Raw genomic sequence first — 17877 nt, forward strand, 5'->3', positions numbered from 1 at the left:
ACTATACTCTTTTCTCATCTGAACCATTTATTTGACTAAGGGTGATCATGATGTAACTCGTGATCAGTGACTCCGTCATCCATCGTTTGTACTAGTCCAACCCCATCTTTAATTTCAGCCGAATAATTTCCTTTCTCGGTAAAAATTTGCATGATCGTATAGTGGTCTTTTTGACTTTGGGTGATGGTAAAGAAATTCTGATTTGGATCTCCCTGATCAAATTTCCCAGTCCACCGAACAATATCTTGATCAACAGGTTCAATCTCTACAATTTTTCCTGTGCGGTTAATTCCATATTCCAACATTTGAAACTTAACCGTATCACCCACTTTTTTGAGTTCAATCACGTTTGGATCATACTTAATCACCATACCTTGTCCATTTTTAATCAGTGGAAAATTAACATTAGAAGGCAGCTGATCCTTTTCTATCTCATTAAAAAAAATTTGTTGCTTAGATAATCTTTCTTTCTCTGACGGACTCAGATTCATTGTATTTTGACGAGCAAAACCATTCTGACTTTCAACTCGCTTTAAGCTAACTTCACTTTTCAGGCTATCTGCAGATGACGTTAAAGCAGAAGAACTTTGCTGTGAAAATGCGAGCCAGATGAGAACTGCTAGCGCTAAACAAGCGATAGCAGTTCCTATTAACAATTTATTTTTTTTCATTATTTACAGCTAAAAATAGAGATTAGTTATATAGGGAAATTTTCTGTGCATTTAGGTTAATGACACTTACCGCATCAATTTTTCCTTCCTCACCCAAACGGACACCATATTTAGGGTTATATAAGTATGGGCTAGAGTAAAAATTAATATTATTACCTCCCATCGCGGTACTTCCTAGAGGATGAGCAAAGCCTGAACCAATATTGGTTGAACCATTATGGTATAGGCCAAGATTATGTCCCACCTCATGACGCATAGCAGCAAAAGAACAACCCGCAATATCATTTGCACCAATCATGTTATATGAAGATGCATTAATCCATGCCCAGCCACAACCGCCATCGCCTGGTTCATTGCCTTGATAATAGACGCCATCAGCCAATACGCGTTTGCGTTCATTTTGTACGGTCGTGTCATCGCGTCCAAAAGAAATCGCTTCTTTTAAAGTTGCAGCAGGTATTTTATAAGTTAAATAGCCCACATCTCTTAAGTAAAAACGAGCATTTGAATTTTCAGCAGTTAAATTCGTTAAATTTACGCCTTCAATCATTCTCAATTTTGCAGCGCTCTCTCCTAAAATTGAATTTACTTCTGGACTAGAAACCAACAACATATCAATCATATAACTATCTACTGACCAGCCTTGAGCCGTGTAAATAAAACGGCGATTTTCACCATTTTTAATGGTCGAAGACAAACCATTGGCAGCATTAATATAGGTATCAGCCGATGCATTTGACGCAATAACCACCTTATCCCCGACTTGAGCTTTAACTGGTAGTTGCAAGGTTGGCTGCCAATTTGAGGTAGAAAGTTTTACCTTTAAAGCGGGTTGAGTCATATTCGGTAAAATTGCAGGAATTGTTGCCGATGAATCAATCACCTTCGTTGGTGAAGAGATCAGCTGCCAATATCCTTTATCACTGACATACATAAACTCATATTGATCGCCTGTTTTTAGCGTTAAAGTCGCTTGGCTATTAATATTGGTATTATTAATTTTTGCAGACCAAGTCGCGGTAGATTTAATAACAATTCTATCCCGATCATTTGCAGTCGCTGGTAGAGTAAAATTGGATACCCAATTCCCATCCCCAAATGAAACTTCTGTAAGTGGACTATTTACAGCTGCTAAAGATGTTCCAATTTGCTGAACATTTAACTTCTGCGGTTTAATATACTCTGGCACCCATTTTCCTAAAGCAGAATAATATTTAAACCAATATTCAGACCCATTTTTTAATAAAAAACTACTTGGAAATAGCAAATTTGCTTTATCTATATTGGAATCAGCACTTGCTGTGGAAACAATTTGTACAGTCGTTCCATCGCGTACATCACTTGGTAATGCAATGGTTTGTGCCCATTTGTCATTTTGAATGAGTACTTTTTGTATGGATGCAGTTGTTAACGGTACAACCTCATAGTTAGCACCATTCGTAGGACTCACTGTCGCCAACTGAGCAATCCATTTATTTTGAGCGGTATTAAAGACGAATTGGTAAACATCCCCGCTATTTATCTTCAACACTTCTAACGGAATATTCGTATTAGAAGTATCTAAATAACTACTATAAGCCGCACTAGAGCGAATCGTAATTTTATCTAGATTATTAGCACTTGCTGGTAAAGAGAGATTTTTGACCCAATTCCCATTTGCTAAAGAAAATTCTAAATCTGAATAACCAGATGGAATTGATCCACTATTATTATTCTGATTGGGTGAAAGTACAGTTGCGGCATATACAAGTGAAGATGCAACAATTGCTCCGATAATGAATGATGTTTTTAATTTAAAATTCACAGCAGCCTCTTTTATTTGTTTTTAGATTTTTCGAGTAGCAGATTAACAAACCATTTTTTTACAGTCAATTTTTGATCAATTAATTTTTTATTAAATTTCAATTACATGACCACTGAATCATTTTGAAATAAAAATATGAAACTTATTAAATAATAATTTTTTTATGAGAATTAAATAACTAAAATACTTCAATATGAGGAAAATATTAAAACGATATTTATTTAAGGATAAAAAGAAAGAAAACTCTCTCTTTTTATCCTTTATTTAAAGACTCTAATTCACTTTCTTTGGAAAACTAAACCAGACAAATGCAGTTAAAAGAAAGAAACAAATGGCTGAGATTGTAAGTACCCAACTGTGTGCATAGCTAAAAGCATGCTGAGCAACTGCAATTAATTGTCCTCCCAAAGGACTTTCAAGGTTAGAAGCCAATTGCATGGTTTCACCAATCGAAATACTCGCTTTTTCAATTAAGTTCGTCGGGAGTTCCTCTGGCAAAATAATTGAGCGACTATAAAACCAAGACAACATCAGGCCAAAAATAGCGACACCTAAACCAGCACCGAGCTCATAGGCCATACCTTCAATCGCACCTGCTGCACTTGCTTTGTTTGGTGGTACAGAAGACATAATGGCTGCTGTAGAAGCCAGTAAAGCAATCTCAATGCTAAAACCTAAAAAGACCATACACGTCCATGCTAAAAAGTGATCAGTCGAAAAGTTAAGCTGGGCAAGTCCCCATAGACTAAAGCCACTTATTAAAATCCCAACAGTAGATACAAGTCTAAGTCCCCATTTATTTAAACAGATTCCTGCTAATGGACCACCTAAACTAATTGCAATCATAAATGGAATAATAAACATGGCTGCTTGTAATGGAGAAAAACCATGCACAAACTGCAACTCTTGTGACAAGAGTAATTCAAAGCCAACCAAAGCAATCATGGAAACGACAGCCATGACAATGCTGGTAGAAATGACTGGATGTTTAAACAACTCCAAATCAATCATTGGAGTCGCACTTCTTTTTTGGCTACGAATGAAGTGAATTAAAGCACTTACCCCAACCACAAACATCATGACTGTGAGTACCGAGAAGTTGTACATGGCCGATTTGATCGAATAGATCAGACTTAAAATCGCCACAACCAACACTAAAGCTTGGCCTAAATTAATTGGTTGATCGGTTTTCTCTTCCTGCTTAGGAATGATCATGACAATCATGACCAGAACAACCAAAATAATTGGGATGTTGATGAGGAATACTGCTCCCCAATGGAAATGCTCTAGTAAAAAACCACCCACTAATGGACCAAAAGCGGCACCACCGCCCCCTACTGTCGACCAAAGGCCAAGTGCAAAATTCCTTTGCTTTTCTTCGGTAAAAGCATTTCGAATGCCCGATAAAGTTGCAGGAATAAGCATAGCTGCCCCTAGCCCTAAAAGAGCACGGGAAGCAATTAAAGCATAGGCTGTTGGTGAAAAAGCAGCTGCCAGTGAACCGACTCCAAAAATTGCAGTTCCAATAAATAATAATTTTTTAAAGCCAATACGGTCACCGAGTGCACCCATCGGCAAAATCAAACCCGCCATAATCAGTGAATAAATATCAATGATCCATAAAAGCTGATTGGCAGTTAAATTCAATGCTGCACTTAAAGATGGTGTTGCAACATGCATCACTGTTGCATCAATTGTAACCGGCAAATAAATAAGGACGATGATTGTCAGAATTAACCATTTCTTTTGCATAACGCTCTTCGATATCCAAAACTTGGACATGTGTTCAAATTAAGGTTATTATATACACAATTGGACACTTGTCCAACTTTAAATTTTAATGTAATTTGTCTCGAATTCAGTCAGATGAAATAAACATGGCCTATCTTAATCGTGATCAACGCAGAGAAATGATTCTGCAAGCTGCTATGCGAGTTGCTTTGGCTGAAGGTTTTACAGCCATGACGGTACGTAGAATCGCAAGTGAAGCCCAAACCTCAACTGGACAAGTTCATCATCACTTTTCGTCGGCATCACATTTAAAAGCTGAAGCTTTTTTAAAGCTTATGGAACAGCTGGATGAAATTGAACAAGCTCTACAAACAACTAGCCAATTTCAAAGGCTCTTTATCTTATTAGGTGCGGAAAACATAGACAGACTTCAACCCTACTTACGCTTATGGAATGAAGCTGAACTCTTGATTGAACAAGATATAGAAATACAAAAAGCTTATAACTTGGCCATGCAAAGCTGGCATCAAACGATTGTTCAAGCGATTGAAAGTGGCAAAAAGGACGGTGAGTTTAAAACTCTATCTAACTCAACAGACATTGCTTGGCGTTTGATTGCTTTTGTATGCGGTCTAGAAGGTATTTATAAACTTGGATTACAAGGACTGGCTGAAGAAGATTTTAAACGCCATACAGAAGTGATTATTCGCTTAGAATTATTATAAATGCAGAGCTGGCATTTATTAAAAATACCAGCATTTTTGAAAGTACAGAATTTAGAACCAGCCTTTTCGGCCTTTTAAAATTTGGTCGGTACAACGTAAGGCTTCTTGAGTTAGGCCCCACAAACGATAGTCACCCGTTATTGACCCAATCTGAAAGTTATGGGTATAAGCAAAGCTAAGATCACGTTCAGGATCACACCATGCACCTGAGCCATTGTAGCCAATATGACCAAAACCATTTTTAGCACGCTTACCCATGGTAATAATACGGTGATAACCTAAACGCCAATTCATTGGAATTGGCATAACACGATCACGTGCATAACTTTGAATGGTACTGAGCTCTTTAAATATTTCTGGGCGAATAAGTTGCTGTCCATCCCATTCACCGTGACTTGCTAGCATCGCATAAATTTTGGCAAGGCTACTTGCAGTAAATGTCCCATTTGCTGCCGGAATAACAGTTTGTAACCCTTCATCACTAAAGAAACTAAAATGCTTCATTCCTTTTGGAATCATAGCATCTTGAAAATCTTGCGGGTCTTGTCCAGTCCACGTAATCATTTTTTCAGAGAGTGAACTTTTGCGCGGCTGCAGCTTTTTTACTTTTTCAACTTGAGTAGATGCTGGTTTTTCTGGTTTCGGTTGAATAATTAGACGTGCTACACGATCTAACTCACTTGCAGGCGTTCCAAAATAAGCACCATCTAACTGCAACGGTTCAACAAGATATTTTTGCATGAGCTGATGTAAAGATTGACCAGTTGCTTTTTCAAGCACGCCGCCCACAAGCCAACCAAATGTTAAAGCTTGATAAGCATTACCCTCTCCAGCAACGAATCTTGGCTTAGTCGCCGCAACCACATCTAACATGTGTGACCAGTCGAGCATTTCTCTCGCACTTTCGATGGTATTTCGAATATCAAACATGCCGCTTTGATGGCTCAGCACATGACGCAATGTCATTTGCTCTTTACCATTTTGAGCAAACTCAGGCCAATAAGTCGAAATCGGTTTGTCGTATTCTAAAAAACCCTCACTTACTAAAATGTGAGCTAAAGTCGCAAGTATACCTTTACCTGTAGAGTAGCAAACTGCCAAGGTATCTGGTTGCCAAGCTTCAGTTTGTGATTTTAGACCGGTGTAAATATCGACAACTTTCTGGCCTCTAAAATAAACCGCTAAGGCAGCTCCACCTTGTCCCGTTCTAGCGTCTTGAAGACGGCTAAACTGGTGAGCTAAATCAATAAAACGTTCATCTAAAATACCGTGATAGTTTTGGGTATCGGCCAGTAAAATCTCTTTAATCACATGAAGTTCCTTGCATTTTTTGTTATTTTACTCAAAAGCAGCCCAAACACCTGTTCAGGCTGCTGATATTTTTATAATGCTTTTACAGTTCCTGCAACATGCGGTTTTTGTGATTTCGTATTACGAATCAAGAAATCAGTCTTTTTGTCTGCATTGGCAGTTAAAAACTCAACTTTTGAAGGTAGGTACATTGGCAATTTAAACCACACATCTGCTTCATAAGCATTTGGTAATTCAAGATTCGCTAGTGCTTTAGCTTTGCTCCACATGCCATGTGCAATTGCTTGCTTAAAGCCAAATGCTTTCGCAGTAAGGGCATGGATGTGAATTAAGTTGAAATCACCTGACACTTTCGCATAACGGCGACCTGTGTTTTCTAAAATATCCCACTCTGCCTTTGGCACATAAGCTGGGGCCTGCTCTTCTTTAGCTTTCTCGCCGACTCTTTTCTCAACTTTTTGGCGAGATAAATAAGTCGTTAAGCCTTCCATAACTACTTCGTTACCAACTTTTGCCGTGGTAATAAAGTCAAACTGAACACCTTTATCATGCGGTTTTAATTCCCCAAACTTACATGACAGAGTGAGTTTTTCAGTTACACCAATTAGTCTGGTTTGTTTAATCTGGTTACGAATATGGACTAAGCCTAAAATCGGAAATGGAAATGCTTCTGCCGTCATCATGTGCATTTGCAAACTTTGCGACAACACAGCCAAATAAATCGCAGGTACAAAGCCATTATTTTTAAAGCCACATACTTCGTTATAAGCTTTGAGATGACTTTGATCAATCTCAAGACTATCAACCACATATTCAACTTGCGGCAAGATTTTTGGCCCTTTAGGCTTTTTAAAGATTAAACCTTGCACAACTTTTGGATAAGCCAATGCCGCTTTTGGTAGCTGGCTAAAATGACGAGTATTCATACCTAACCTTTTATAATTTATAGATTCTTGAATAAAAAAGGGATGCCCAAGCACCCCTTATCTTTAGCTCAGAGTGCTTAAGCGCCTAACAAGCTTTGACCACAGACACGTACCACGTTGCCATTTACGCCTGTAGATGCAGTTGATGCAAACCATGCAATCGTTTCTGCTACATCAACAGGTAAACCGCCTTGTTGCATTGAGTTCATACGACGGCCAGCTTCACGAATTGCAAATGGAATCGCAGCAGTCATTTGAGTTTCGATAAAACCAGGTGCTACTGCGTTAATGGTAATCCCATTTTTTAGAATAGGTGCAGTAAATTTCACTAAACCAATCACACCTGCTTTAGATGCAGCATAGTTCGTTTGACCAAGGTTACCTGCAATACCACTAATTGATGATACGCAAACAATACGGCCATTTGCATTTAGACCATCGTTTTCTAACAAGTAGTCATTTACACGTTCAGCAGCAGACAAGTTAATGTTAATCACTAAATCCCAAAGCTCTGGCTTCATGTTTGCCAAAGTCTTGTCACGAGTAATACCCGCATTATGGACGATAATATCTAAACCGCCTTGTTTTGCAGCAGCAGTTTTAATTTTTTCACCAGCATCAGCAGCTGTAATATCAATTGCCAATGTAGAACCGCCAATGTCCGCAGCTACACGGTCAAGGTCAGCTTGCTGCTGAGGTACATCTAGACAAATGACATGAGCGCCATCACGCGCCAATACATGTGCAATTGCCTCACCAATACCACGGCTTGCACCTGTTACTAACGCAGTTTTACCAGCAAGCGGTTTTGCCCAATCAACATCAACGACATCTGCTTTAGAAATACGAACAACTTGACCAGATACATAAGCTGAACGCGGAGAAAGCAAGAAGCGTAAAGTTGATTCAAGGTTCGCAGCAGCACCTTCATCTACATAGACAACTTGAGCAGTAATACCCTTTTTAAATTCTTTACCTACAGATTTGATAAAACCTTCAAGAGCGCGCTGAGCAATCGCCTGTTTTACAGTTTTTGCAGTTTCAGGAGTAGTACCAATCACAATAACACGACCAGAAGTCGCAACTTGACGTGCAATCGGGTTAAAGAATTTATAAAGCTCATTTAACTGTTCTGAGTTTTGTATACCAGAAGCATCAAATACAACTGCTTTAAATTTTGATTCTTTGTCGCCTGCATTGAATGGACGTAAATTTAAACCAACTTTTGCAGCGTCTTGTTGTAATGCAACATTATTGCCTACATAACTATCTGCATGAATATTGCTAAGTACTTGTGCGATCGCACCAGACAATACACTTGACGGCGCTGCGCCAACCAATACTGCACCATTCACTACTGGCTGAGCACTTTCAAAACGCTCTAATGCAACTGGTGATGGTAAACCCAGATTTTTAACAACAAATTTACCAATTGGAGATTGTGTAAATGCTTGGTATTGATCAGTCATGATTATTATCTCTCAAAAAAATGATTTTCTACGACAGGCTTCATTATGTTAGGAAATGCGGAGAAACAATATGAAAGCAGTCGTTCATTAGAGTCATCCCAAATCATACTTGAGTTGATCTTTTGATGTCTTGACCTGAATGCTATCTACAATGTCATTCTAGTCAATACAGGTCTATTTGAATTGTGTTAAGGTAGCGTATAAGAATATCGTTAATATGCTTGGAAAAGCCTTATGAGCAAAACAACTCAAGAAAATCCAGCAGTCGAGAATTCTGCTCAGGAAAAAGTGTCAAATACATCAAAGTCGGCTTCTAACACGGCTAAGCGTAACAGCACTACTCCTAAAGCAGCAACTAATACACCAAAAACGACACGTACTCGTTCAACGACTGCACCTGCACGAAGCCCTCGTAATAAGAGCGCTGCTTCTGCACCCCCTTCTACATCTTCTAATGTAGCTGCAGCACCAAAAGCAACAAAAACCAAAACTTCTGTTCAACAGGATAAAACCATGAGCCAAAACACTGTTCGCCGCGTTGCAATTATTGGTGGCAACCGCATTCCATTTGCACGTTCAAATACTGCTTATTTTAAAGCATCGAATTCTGACATGCTGACAGCAGCATTGAATGGTTTGGTTGAGCGCTTTAACTTACAAGGTAAGCGTATTGGTGAAGTCGTTGCTGGTGCTGTTTTAAAACACAGCCGTGACTTTAATATGACTCGTGAAGTTGTATTGAGCACTGATCTTGCTCCTGAAACTCCAGCTTACGACATTCAAATTGCTTGTGGTACAGGCTTACAAGCTGCTTTTGTTGTTGCTAACAAAATTGCACTTGGTCAAATTGATGTAGGTATTGCAGGCGGTGTAGACACCACTTCTGATGCCCCAATCGCTGTTGGTGATGGTTTACGTAAAGTTTTGCTTGAGCTCAATGTTGCTAAAACTGGTAAAGACCGTCTTAAAGCATTAACAAAAATTGATTTTAAAAAGCTTCTTGATGCGCCAAGCAATGGTGAACCACGTACTGGCCTTTCAATGGGTGAACACCAAGCAATTACTGCATTGGAATGGGGTATTACTCGCGAAGCTCAAGACGAACTCGCTGCAAGCAGCCATCAAAAACTTGCTGCTGCTTATGAGCGCGGTTTCTTTGATGACTTAATCACTCCATTCTTAGGTCTTAACCGTGACAACAACTTACGTGCAGACAGCACAGTTGAAAAACTTGCTAAATTAAAGCCTGTTTTCGGTAAAGGCGAAACTGCAACAATGACAGCAGGTAACTCAACTCCGTTGACTGATGGTGCATCTGTTGTGCTACTTGCTTCTGAAGAATGGGCAAAAGAAAACGGTCATGAAGTTTTAGCTTACCTTTCTTTCTCTGAAACCGCTGCTGTGGACTTCATTGGTAAAAATGGTCCTAAAGAAGGCTTATTGATGGCTCCTGCTTATGCAGTACCTCGTATGCTTAAGCGTGCAAACCTTAAACTTCAAGATTTCGATTTCTACGAAATTCATGAAGCATTTGCATCTCAAGTATTGTCTACATTGAAAGCTTGGGAAGATGAAAAATTCTGTAAAGAACGTCTTGGTTTAGATGCACCATTGGGTTCAATTGACCGCTCTAAACTTAACGTAAATGGCTCATCTTTAGGTGCAGGCCATCCATTTGCTGCAACTGGTGGCCGTATCTTGGCAACTGCTGCTAAATTGATTAATCAAAAAGGTTCAGGCCGCGCATTAATCTCTATCTGTACTGCTGGCGGTGAAGGTGTAGTTGCAATTGTAGAGAAATAATTTCTACATCTAACTACAAAAAATAAGCACCCATTTGGGTGCTTATTTCATTTTAGGATTTATAAATTTAGTGCAGTGAGGCAGCTTTTGCTTCTGGGAAAAACTTATCTTCGATATGGTCATAACACCATTGGAAAATGAAGGTATAGACCAAAATACAAAGTGTTAAACCAATATCTAAAATAAGCGCATCAATGACATTCATCTGTAGCATATAAGCAATCATCGGCACTGTTGCAATCAGCAAACCGCCTTCAAAACCAACCGCATGTAAAATCCTTACAGGGATTGTTCTTTCCCAATTATATTTATGCTCTACTTTCTCAAAGTAGTGGTTAAAAATCATATTCCAGAAAACTGAAACCACTGCCATAAACACACCGAGTGTTCCGGTTACGTCCATAGGCATATCAAAAATAAAACTTAATGCAATCGCAATGATGACCAATAAAATTCCTTCATAACTGATTGCATGAATGATCCTTCTCTTGGAAATCAACATTTTTAAATACTCAATAATACTTGGATAATGTGCATTTTATTTTTATAATATTGATTAATCCAATCAGGTTCTTTCAGTTTTTTTGACAGATGAATATTAATCAAGAACAATTACTCATGTTTCAGGCCGTTATAGAAACTGGATCCTTTTCAGCAGCAGCACGTAAACTTGGAAAAGTTCCTTCGGCTGTAAGTATGTCTATTGCCAACTTAGAAATTGATCTGGACTTAACCTTATTTGATCGTAAAGGTCGTGAGCCCGTCCCTACTGACGAAGCACGGGTTTTATATGAAAAGACTTCTCAGCTTTTGATTGAGATGAATCAATGGAAACAACATGCCCATGCGTTAAGCACAGGTTTAGAAGCTAACTTAACCATTGTGATTGTATCTGAACTCTTGCACACCAACTGGACCGACTATATTTGTCTTTTAGAGAGTCGTTTCCCTGACCTACAAATTAATATTGTTTCTGCCCCTCAAGAAGATGCGCTTCAAATGTTGTTAGATGGCTCTGCCCAACTTGCACTCATGTTTGAACGTGAGCATCTAGATAACAGAGAACAGTTTGTAGAGCTCAAACCTGAGGCTTTAATTCCAGTTATTTCAAATAGTCATCTACTCGCAAGCCAAAATCAGGTTTCTTATGAACAGATCCTCACAACACGACAAATTGTTGTGGCAAGTCGAGATGAGACATTAAAACCCGAATTACTTTTTTCGAAACATTACTGGCGTACAGATAACCACCACTCTGCTTGCTTAATGATTTTACGTGATCTGGGCTGGGGGGTTCTTCCGCAAGAAATGTTTAAAGAAAACCCTGAACTTAAAAATAAGCTTAAAATATTGAATTTATTAGATTTCACTCCAAGATTTGAATATTACGTAGATTTGGTATGGAGTCGTGAAAGTGAGCTTGGTGCTGCTGCCAGATTCCTTATTGAACATATCCGTAAGCAACGAACGCAACAGGTCCCTTAAAATTATTTCAATTTAGATGCAGAATCTAAACGTTTTTCTTTGAAATATAACAATTGATATATCGACAGTATGAATAGACTTTGTGCTATAAAGAAAATATAAGATTTATTACTGAAGATGTTGAATATCAATGACTCATACAGCACTTGACCAATTAAAAACACTAACGACCGTTGTTGCCGACAGTAGCGACCTTGATGCAATTCGTAAATTTCGTCCATTAGACGCGACGACCAATCCTTCATTGATTACGGCAGCAGCAGAACAACCAGAAAGTAAAGAACTCATTGAAGATGCTTATTATCAAGCCAAAGAAGAAGGCTATAGCAACGATGAGTTAATCGAAAGAACCATTGATATTTTAACCGTAAAATTCGGTGTAGAAATTTTAAAACTGATTGAAGGTCGCGTTTCGACTGAAGTTGATGCTGCCCTTTCATATAACACCGAAGCGACCATTCAAAAAGCGCATGAATTATGTGAACTTTACAACGGTTACGGTATTGATCAGTCACGTATTCTTATTAAAATTGCGTCGACTTGGGAAGGTATTCAAGCCGCAAAAGTACTCGAAGCTGAAGGGATTGCTTGTAACCTCACTCTCCTTTTCGGATTACATCAAGCTCAAGCATGCGCAGATGCAAAAGTAACTTTAATTTCACCATTTGTAGGTCGTATTCTAGACTGGTACAAAAAAGCTGAAGGTGTCGATTCTTACCCAATCGAAAAAGACCCAGGTGTGGTGTCAGTTAAAAAAATCTATAACTACTACAAACAACAAAATATCCCGACTCAAGTGATGGGTGCGAGCTTCCGTAGTATCGATCAAGTTCTTGGACTTGCTGGCTGTGATTTGCTAACGATCTCTCCGGGCTTACTTACACAGCTTGAGCAAGATACACGTACAGTTGATGCAGCTCTTGATGCAACTAAATCAAAGCAAGCAGATGCTATTGTTAGACCCGCTCAAGATGAGCAAAGTTTTAAAGACGAACTTAATCATGACTTAATGGCATTCCAACTTTTACAAGGTGGTGTTGATGGCTTTATTAAAGCTCGTGACCAATTAAGTTTCTTATTACGTCAGTCTTTTGGAATTGATGCGGAAATTAAACCTTAAAAAACTGCACTTTTCATACAAAATCACCGATTTTTGTTATCATGGCAAAAATCGGTTTTTTATTGGGTTTCTCGTGTTCGGCATAACAGATTTAACAACATATATTATTGGTACATTCCTAATTGTGTTATTGCCGGGGCCCAATTCTCTTTATGTGATGTCAATTGCTTCACGTTACGGTATTAAAACTGGATATATGGGTGCATTAGGTATTTTTACCGGTGATCTTATTTTAATGCTTTGTACCGTATTAGGTGCAGCCTCTTTATTAAAAGCATTCCCATGGGTATTTGTTATTCTTAAATTAACAGGTGCACTTTATCTATCTTATCTAGGCTTTAAGCTCTTACAAGGTAGTATTCAACGCTGGAAACAACGTAATCAACCACAACCTGAAATGGCTGATTTACCAGCTTTAGATAAAATTCATCCTTATAAAACAGCATTAAGCATTAGTTTACTCAACCCAAAAGCGATTTTATTTTTCTTATCTTTCTTTGTTCAATTTGTTGAACCCGATTATGCCTACCCAGCACTAAGCTTTTTAATTTTAGCGATTATTTTACAGGTGATTAGCTTTAGTTATTTAACGGCATTAATCTTCTCTGGAATTAAACTTTCAGCATTTTTTAAACAGAACCATAAAATTGCAGCAAGTAGTATTTTTTTAGTCGGGATTCTATTTTTCGGATTCGGTTTAAAACTGGCAACCTCAACAATCTAATCATCTTTATCCTAGTTTTTGCATTTGTGAAGTTAAAACATAATGAACTGCTAAAATGCCAGCATGCCATCTGTTTTAACTTCATTGAGCACAAAAAATGTTCTGACTTGTCTTACCCCTGGTAAAGCAATAATTTTTTCACTATGAAATCGATTGAAAGCAGCTAAATCTTTAACACGAATTTTTAAAAAATAATCGACCTCTCCAGCAACCAGATAGCATTCTAGAACATTTTCCAAATCACCAGATGCTTGTTCAAATGCCTGAAAGCTGTCTGGAGTTGAGCGGTCTAAAACCACACCAACGAGTACTACCGTATCACGCTGCACCATGCTCGGATTGATCCGAGCACGCACATCTAAAATTGCCCCAATTTTAAAAAGACGCTGTGTATGATTCCAACAAGATGAAGTACTTATGCCTACAAGCTTAGCCAGTTCAGCATTACTTAAGCGCCCATTTTCTTGTAAAGCACGCATAATTTTCAATTCAAGTGGTGACAAGTTTTCAGTCTGTTCTTCCATAAAACAATATCCTAAATTTAGTGTCACTTCCGAAAGGAATAATAGCATTATTCAATATTTTTAAAATATTATTTCTATTTTAAGTAAAAAATAGAAAGCACCTTCTTTAAAAAAATTGTTAGATTTACCTAGCTGAAAGCAGAGACAGAAACATATTAATTTTTCAGGGATTTAGAACATTTAGCTATGCAAAAGATTCTTCAAGATTTTTCAATTCCGGCCGTATTTGCTGGCTTTATCACTTTTTTAATAGGTATAAGTGTTTCGGCCATTTTAGTGATTCAAGCGGCTCAAGCTTTAGGAGCTTCACCCGAGCAAATCACCTCATGGTTTTGGGCTTTAGGCTTAGGTATTGGTTTATCAGGATTCATACTTTCTTGGAAATTTAAATATCCTGTAGCAACAGCATGGTCAACCGCAGGCCTCGCTTTAATTATGGCAACAGGCAGTGGCTATAGCTTAAATGAAGCGATTGGTGCTTTTTTAGTGGGTGGTTTACTGACTGCTATTTTAGGCTTTTCAGGTATATTTCAAAAAGCACTTTCATATATTCCTCAAAGCTTAACCAGTGCCATGCTTGCAGGTGTTTTACTCAAATTTGGTATTTCCCTGTTCGCCAGTTTGCAAAATGATTGGGAATTCGTTTTATCTTTACTGGTCATTTATATCATTACAAAAAGATTATGGCCCCGTTATAGCATTGTATTCACAGCACTTGCGGGTATTGCCCTGTGCCCTGTCTTTTTAGAATTTCATATGCCTACACTTCAGTGGTCTTTGGCTAAACCTGTTTGGATTAGTCCGGAATTTAGCTGGTCAGCAATTTTGGGCTTAGCTCTACCACTTTTTGTGATTAGCATGGCTTCGCAATATTTACCCGGAATTGCCATGATTAAAAGTTATGGCTATAAACCGCATGTTAATCAACTGATTGGCTGGACAGGTTTAACCCAAGTTGTGCTTGCACCTTTTGGATGTTATAGCGTAAATATTGCTGCGATTAGTGCGGCTGTAAGCTTAGATGACCAAGTTCATCCTGACCCAAGTAAACGATATATTGCAGGCATGAGCTGTGGTTTTTTCTACATTTTAATGGGCCTGTTTGCCGCAACATTGACAAGCTTGCTGATGTCTTTTCCACATATCTTTATTGTAGCTTTAGCTGGCATTGCATTATTTGGTACGATCAGCCACAACATTGCAATCGCATTTGCTCAGGTTGAAGATCGTGAAGCTGCATTATTTACCTTTTTATGTAGTGCTTCTGGCATTCAATTTTTCGGTATCGGATCGGCCTTTTGGGGACTGATAGTGGGTGTAGTTGTATATTTTATTTTAAGACTTAAAGTCAAAAAAAGTTAATAAAAAAGCGTTCATAGCCCTTATTTTCAATGCTATGAACGCTTTTTCATCTTATTTCTTATAGCTCTCTTACTACAACTGACTTCGCCATTTTGTCATGCCAGCCTTGTTTTTTAGCATCAAATGCGACCCAAAAAAGACCAATACCAAAGACTAAAATTGATGGAATATAGCCAATATATCGAATAATACTCTGCATGACTGTTAGCTTATTGCCTGTTTTTTCATCTAAAACTTTTAATCGCATCAATCGTTTACCTGGAGTACCTGCAAAATACAGCCAACATAAAACTGAATACAATAAAGGAAATACATAATTCACGATCAAATCGAACCAATAGTTTTGTGGTTTCGTACTTAAGCCAGTGGCAAAGACTAAATCATAATCCCCTTGATAAAAAATCCATGCCGCAGGAATAACTGCCAAAAAAAGAATAAGAGTATCAATAATCATTGCACCAAATCTTAACCAGAACCCTGCATACTCATACTTATAAGTCATGCTCACCTCGCTTTGTTATTGTTTAATCGCTACAAACGCTTTTACAATTTTACTTTCATCCTAAATGAAACTTTTTTATTTTTAAATACTTAAATAAATTTAAAATTTTCCACTTTTATATTTTATTGTAATAATTTCGATAAAAAAAACGTTATTACATCAATATTCATCATAAAAAAAATAATTTAATCTTTTAGAACTGAAATTTTTCGTTTCAGTTCTATTGAAAAGTTTTATAGACAATTAAAAATATAAATACATATTTTATTTACTTCCAGAACAAAATATCTAATTTAAATTCTTTTTTTAATAATAATGCTGCAGATAATAGAGCTAATCCAATAACAATTAAAAAAACACTTAAGCTGACTAATCCACAAACAATAGCTACACTACCTAATATAGTTAAAACATAAAATATAATTACACTGAGTGTTGGCATTTCAATTTATTCCACTACTTAAAAATAAAAGCAATTTATTCTATCGAGTTTATAAACGATTGCTGTTTTCAAATGTTCATTACACTATTAATTTGTATCATCATACAATAATCATGTTATAAAACTTATTTAGTGTTACTTTAGTTTAATAGACAGTGATGAAGGTCACATAACTTTTATTTAATTTCAAAGTAATGCTTTTCAGTCACAAGTTTGATTTTCAAATTTTTATATAACCGCTCTTTTGAATCTTCGAGCGACGGAACAACTTTCTCTGCAAATTTATCTTCAGTCATGAGTCTGGCATACGTTTTATAGCCAATGACTAATTTTTCGGGTTCTTTACCTGTTTGACGAAACTCTTCAATGAGTTTATTGACTTTCTTTGCTGTTAAATCAGCCATCTTTCTCACTCTCCCCCTTAGTTCACTATTTTGTTATACGGTTTCTATATGACAGAAATATGAACGGTAATTTTTTGTAATTTTCATGTAAATATTATCAATTATTCAGAAATAGCACTTAAACTCCATCACAACCAATACAAGAATAAATATAAGCAAATGATTTAAAATAGTTTTATTTAATTTTTCTTTCGTTTAGTCGAATAGATGTTTACCGAGAATGAAATATGTTAATCTTTAATTAATAAATGCTTCATACATATAACAACTGTAAATAAGAGGAATAACATTATGAATTACCAACATATTATTGTACCTGTCGATGGTTCTGAAATTTCTTTAGCAGCAGCAAGACAAGCAGCTCATATTGCCAAAGCATTTGGTAGTAGATTAACCGCTATTAGCTTAGTGGCAGTAGATCCTTTTAGCGGCGTAGATTTCTACTATATCTCGCCAGTTGTAAAAGATTATTTTGTTGAAGCACGCGCCAATGCTGAAAAAACTCTCGCTAAAGTAAAAGCTTTATGTGCTGAAGAAGGTATTGATGCCGAAACTCAGATTATCCAAGGTGAAATTTCTTCAGATGGTATTCTTAAAGCTGTAGAAGATTTAGGTTCAGACTTGATTGTGATTGGTTCTCATGGTCGTAAAGGCTTCCAAAAACTTATTTTGGGTAGTTTTGCTCAAGATGTTTTAAACAGTACCAAAATTCAGGTATTGGTTGTAAAAGAATAAACTTTTTAAATGAAAAGAACCCAATCCAACGATTGGGTTTTTTAATAGAATAAACCGTATAAATTTTACACTAATCAAAAACCCAGATAGAATAGCTTCTTATTCTTCCAATTTCGTGAGTCACGCCAATGAAGTAAGT

The 17877-nt window shown here is 37.3% G+C and carries 18 protein-coding genes; 7 read left to right on the forward strand and 11 right to left on the reverse strand.

The window, feature by feature from the left end; all coding sequences use genetic code 11:
* Window positions 1-35 precede the first annotated feature (35 nt).
* The 3 genes from cpaB to amvA form a co-directional block, all read right to left on the reverse strand.
* Window positions 36-671, reverse strand: coding sequence for a metalloprotease secretion chaperone CpaB (gene cpaB, locus ASF86_RS07265; RefSeq protein ID WP_056480838.1), 636 nt, complete (start codon window positions 669-671; stop codon window positions 36-38).
* A 22-nt stretch (window positions 672-693) separates the two neighbouring features.
* A complete protein-coding gene (gene cpaA, locus ASF86_RS07270; RefSeq protein WP_056480840.1) occupies window positions 694-2475 on the reverse strand; it encodes a metalloendopeptidase CpaA in 1782 nt (593 codons plus the stop codon).
* Window positions 2476-2748: 273 nt separating this feature from the next.
* A complete protein-coding gene (gene amvA / locus ASF86_RS07275; protein WP_056480842.1) occupies window positions 2749-4227 on the reverse strand; it encodes a multidrug efflux MFS transporter AmvA in 1479 nt (492 codons plus the stop codon).
* A 125-nt stretch (window positions 4228-4352) separates the two neighbouring features.
* Here amvA and ASF86_RS07280 point away from each other — a divergent pair, with 125 nt between their 5' ends.
* Entirely contained in the window at window positions 4353-4931 is a 579-nt protein-coding gene (locus tag ASF86_RS07280; protein WP_056480844.1) for a TetR family transcriptional regulator, read from the forward strand.
* 51 nt (window positions 4932-4982) lie between these two features.
* Here ASF86_RS07280 and ASF86_RS07285 read toward each other — a convergent pair whose 3' ends face one another.
* The 3 genes from ASF86_RS07285 to ASF86_RS07295 form a co-directional block, all read right to left on the reverse strand.
* Window positions 4983-6242 (reverse strand): serine hydrolase domain-containing protein, encoded by a 1260-nt coding sequence (locus tag ASF86_RS07285; protein ID WP_056480846.1) that lies wholly within the window; start codon window positions 6240-6242, stop codon window positions 4983-4985.
* Window positions 6243-6313: 71 nt separating this feature from the next.
* Window positions 6314-7168, reverse strand: a complete 855-nt coding sequence (locus tag ASF86_RS07290; RefSeq protein ID WP_056480847.1) for a MaoC family dehydratase — start codon at window positions 7166-7168, stop codon at window positions 6314-6316.
* A 77-nt stretch (window positions 7169-7245) separates the two neighbouring features.
* A complete protein-coding gene (locus tag ASF86_RS07295) occupies window positions 7246-8637 on the reverse strand; it encodes a 3-oxoacyl-ACP reductase (protein ID WP_005039855.1) in 1392 nt (463 codons plus the stop codon).
* 234 nt (window positions 8638-8871) lie between these two features.
* On the opposite strand from ASF86_RS07295, the gene ASF86_RS07300 reads away from it, so the two are divergent.
* Window positions 8872-10440 carry an acetyl-CoA C-acetyltransferase gene (locus ASF86_RS07300; RefSeq protein ID WP_045430848.1) on the forward strand — a complete coding sequence of 523 codons (1569 nt, stop codon included), beginning with the start codon at window positions 8872-8874 and terminating at the stop codon, window positions 10438-10440.
* Between the two features lie 67 nt (window positions 10441-10507).
* Here the strand turns inward: ASF86_RS07300 and aceI are convergent, their stop codons facing one another.
* Window positions 10508-10942: a chlorhexidine efflux PACE transporter AceI gene (gene aceI, locus ASF86_RS07305; protein ID WP_004643197.1), complete on the reverse strand. Its 435-nt coding sequence runs from the start codon at window positions 10940-10942 to the stop codon at window positions 10508-10510.
* A gap of 89 nt (window positions 10943-11031) precedes the next feature.
* Here aceI and ASF86_RS07310 point away from each other — a divergent pair, with 89 nt between their 5' ends.
* The 3 genes from ASF86_RS07310 (at window position 11032) to leuE (ending at window position 13769) form a co-directional block, all read left to right on the forward strand.
* A complete protein-coding gene (locus tag ASF86_RS07310) occupies window positions 11032-11925 on the forward strand; it encodes a LysR family transcriptional regulator (protein ID WP_056480850.1) in 894 nt (297 codons plus the stop codon).
* A gap of 130 nt (window positions 11926-12055) precedes the next feature.
* Entirely contained in the window at window positions 12056-13045 is a 990-nt protein-coding gene (tal, locus tag ASF86_RS07315) for a transaldolase (protein WP_056480852.1), read from the forward strand.
* Window positions 13046-13118: 73 nt separating this feature from the next.
* Window positions 13119-13769, forward strand: coding sequence for a leucine efflux protein LeuE (gene leuE, locus ASF86_RS07320; RefSeq protein ID WP_003652317.1), 651 nt, complete (start codon window positions 13119-13121; stop codon window positions 13767-13769).
* Between the two features lie 50 nt (window positions 13770-13819).
* On the opposite strand, the gene ASF86_RS07325 is transcribed toward leuE, so the two are convergent.
* On the reverse strand, window positions 13820-14293 hold the full coding sequence (locus ASF86_RS07325; protein WP_056480854.1) for an Lrp/AsnC family transcriptional regulator: 474 nt from the start codon (window positions 14291-14293) through the stop codon (window positions 13820-13822).
* Between the two features lie 186 nt (window positions 14294-14479).
* Between ASF86_RS07325 and ASF86_RS07330 the strand changes: the two genes are divergently transcribed.
* Complete coding sequence (locus ASF86_RS07330) at window positions 14480-15655, forward strand: benzoate/H(+) symporter BenE family transporter (protein ID WP_056480856.1); 1176 nt, start codon at window positions 14480-14482, stop codon at window positions 15653-15655.
* A gap of 58 nt (window positions 15656-15713) precedes the next feature.
* Here ASF86_RS07330 and ASF86_RS07335 read toward each other — a convergent pair whose 3' ends face one another.
* The 3 genes from ASF86_RS07335 to ASF86_RS07340 form a co-directional block, all read right to left on the reverse strand.
* Window positions 15714-16157: an RDD family protein gene (locus ASF86_RS07335; protein ID WP_056480858.1), complete on the reverse strand. Its 444-nt coding sequence runs from the start codon at window positions 16155-16157 to the stop codon at window positions 15714-15716.
* Between the two features lie 268 nt (window positions 16158-16425).
* Window positions 16426-16599, reverse strand: coding sequence for a hypothetical protein (locus tag ASF86_RS19150; RefSeq protein ID WP_081407573.1), 174 nt, complete (start codon window positions 16597-16599; stop codon window positions 16426-16428).
* 176 nt (window positions 16600-16775) lie between these two features.
* Window positions 16776-17003 carry a hypothetical protein gene (locus ASF86_RS07340; protein WP_004791683.1) on the reverse strand — a complete coding sequence of 76 codons (228 nt, stop codon included), beginning with the start codon at window positions 17001-17003 and terminating at the stop codon, window positions 16776-16778.
* A gap of 291 nt (window positions 17004-17294) precedes the next feature.
* Between ASF86_RS07340 and ASF86_RS07345 the strand changes: the two genes are divergently transcribed.
* Complete coding sequence (locus tag ASF86_RS07345; protein ID WP_056480860.1) at window positions 17295-17738, forward strand: universal stress protein; 444 nt, start codon at window positions 17295-17297, stop codon at window positions 17736-17738.
* Window positions 17739-17877 lie beyond the last annotated feature (139 nt).

It is taken from the genome of Acinetobacter sp. Leaf130 (assembly GCF_001423205.1).
Classification (GTDB): Bacteria; Pseudomonadota; Gammaproteobacteria; order Pseudomonadales; family Moraxellaceae; genus Acinetobacter; species Acinetobacter calcoaceticus.

Bases quoted from the DNA above. Each gene is read 5' to 3' on its own strand.
- cpaB (WP_056480838.1), bottom strand. From the start codon at position 671: ATGAAAAAAAATAAATTGTTAATAGGAACTGCTATCGCTTGTTTAGCG.
- amvA (WP_056480842.1), bottom strand. From the start codon at position 4,227: ATGCAAAAGAAATGGTTAATTCTGACAATCATCGTCCTTATTTATTTG.
- ASF86_RS07280 (WP_056480844.1), top strand. From the start codon at position 4,353: ATGGCCTATCTTAATCGTGATCAACGCAGAGAAATGATTCTGCAAGCT.
- ASF86_RS07290 (WP_056480847.1), bottom strand. From the start codon at position 7,168: ATGAATACTCGTCATTTTAGCCAGCTACCAAAAGCGGCATTGGCTTAT.
- ASF86_RS07295 (WP_005039855.1), bottom strand. From the start codon at position 8,637: ATGACTGATCAATACCAAGCATTTACACAATCTCCAATTGGTAAATTT.
- ASF86_RS07300 (WP_045430848.1), top strand. From the start codon at position 8,872: ATGAGCAAAACAACTCAAGAAAATCCAGCAGTCGAGAATTCTGCTCAG.
- aceI (WP_004643197.1), bottom strand. From the start codon at position 10,942: ATGTTGATTTCCAAGAGAAGGATCATTCATGCAATCAGTTATGAAGGA.
- ASF86_RS07310 (WP_056480850.1), top strand. From the start codon at position 11,032: ATGAATATTAATCAAGAACAATTACTCATGTTTCAGGCCGTTATAGAA.
- tal (WP_056480852.1), top strand. From the start codon at position 12,056: ATGACTCATACAGCACTTGACCAATTAAAAACACTAACGACCGTTGTT.
- ASF86_RS07325 (WP_056480854.1), bottom strand. From the start codon at position 14,293: ATGGAAGAACAGACTGAAAACTTGTCACCACTTGAATTGAAAATTATG.
- ASF86_RS07330 (WP_056480856.1), top strand. From the start codon at position 14,480: ATGCAAAAGATTCTTCAAGATTTTTCAATTCCGGCCGTATTTGCTGGC.
- ASF86_RS07335 (WP_056480858.1), bottom strand. From the start codon at position 16,157: ATGACTTATAAGTATGAGTATGCAGGGTTCTGGTTAAGATTTGGTGCA.
- ASF86_RS19150 (WP_081407573.1), bottom strand. From the start codon at position 16,599: ATGCCAACACTCAGTGTAATTATATTTTATGTTTTAACTATATTAGGT.
- ASF86_RS07340 (WP_004791683.1), bottom strand. From the start codon at position 17,003: ATGGCTGATTTAACAGCAAAGAAAGTCAATAAACTCATTGAAGAGTTT.
- ASF86_RS07345 (WP_056480860.1), top strand. From the start codon at position 17,295: ATGAATTACCAACATATTATTGTACCTGTCGATGGTTCTGAAATTTCT.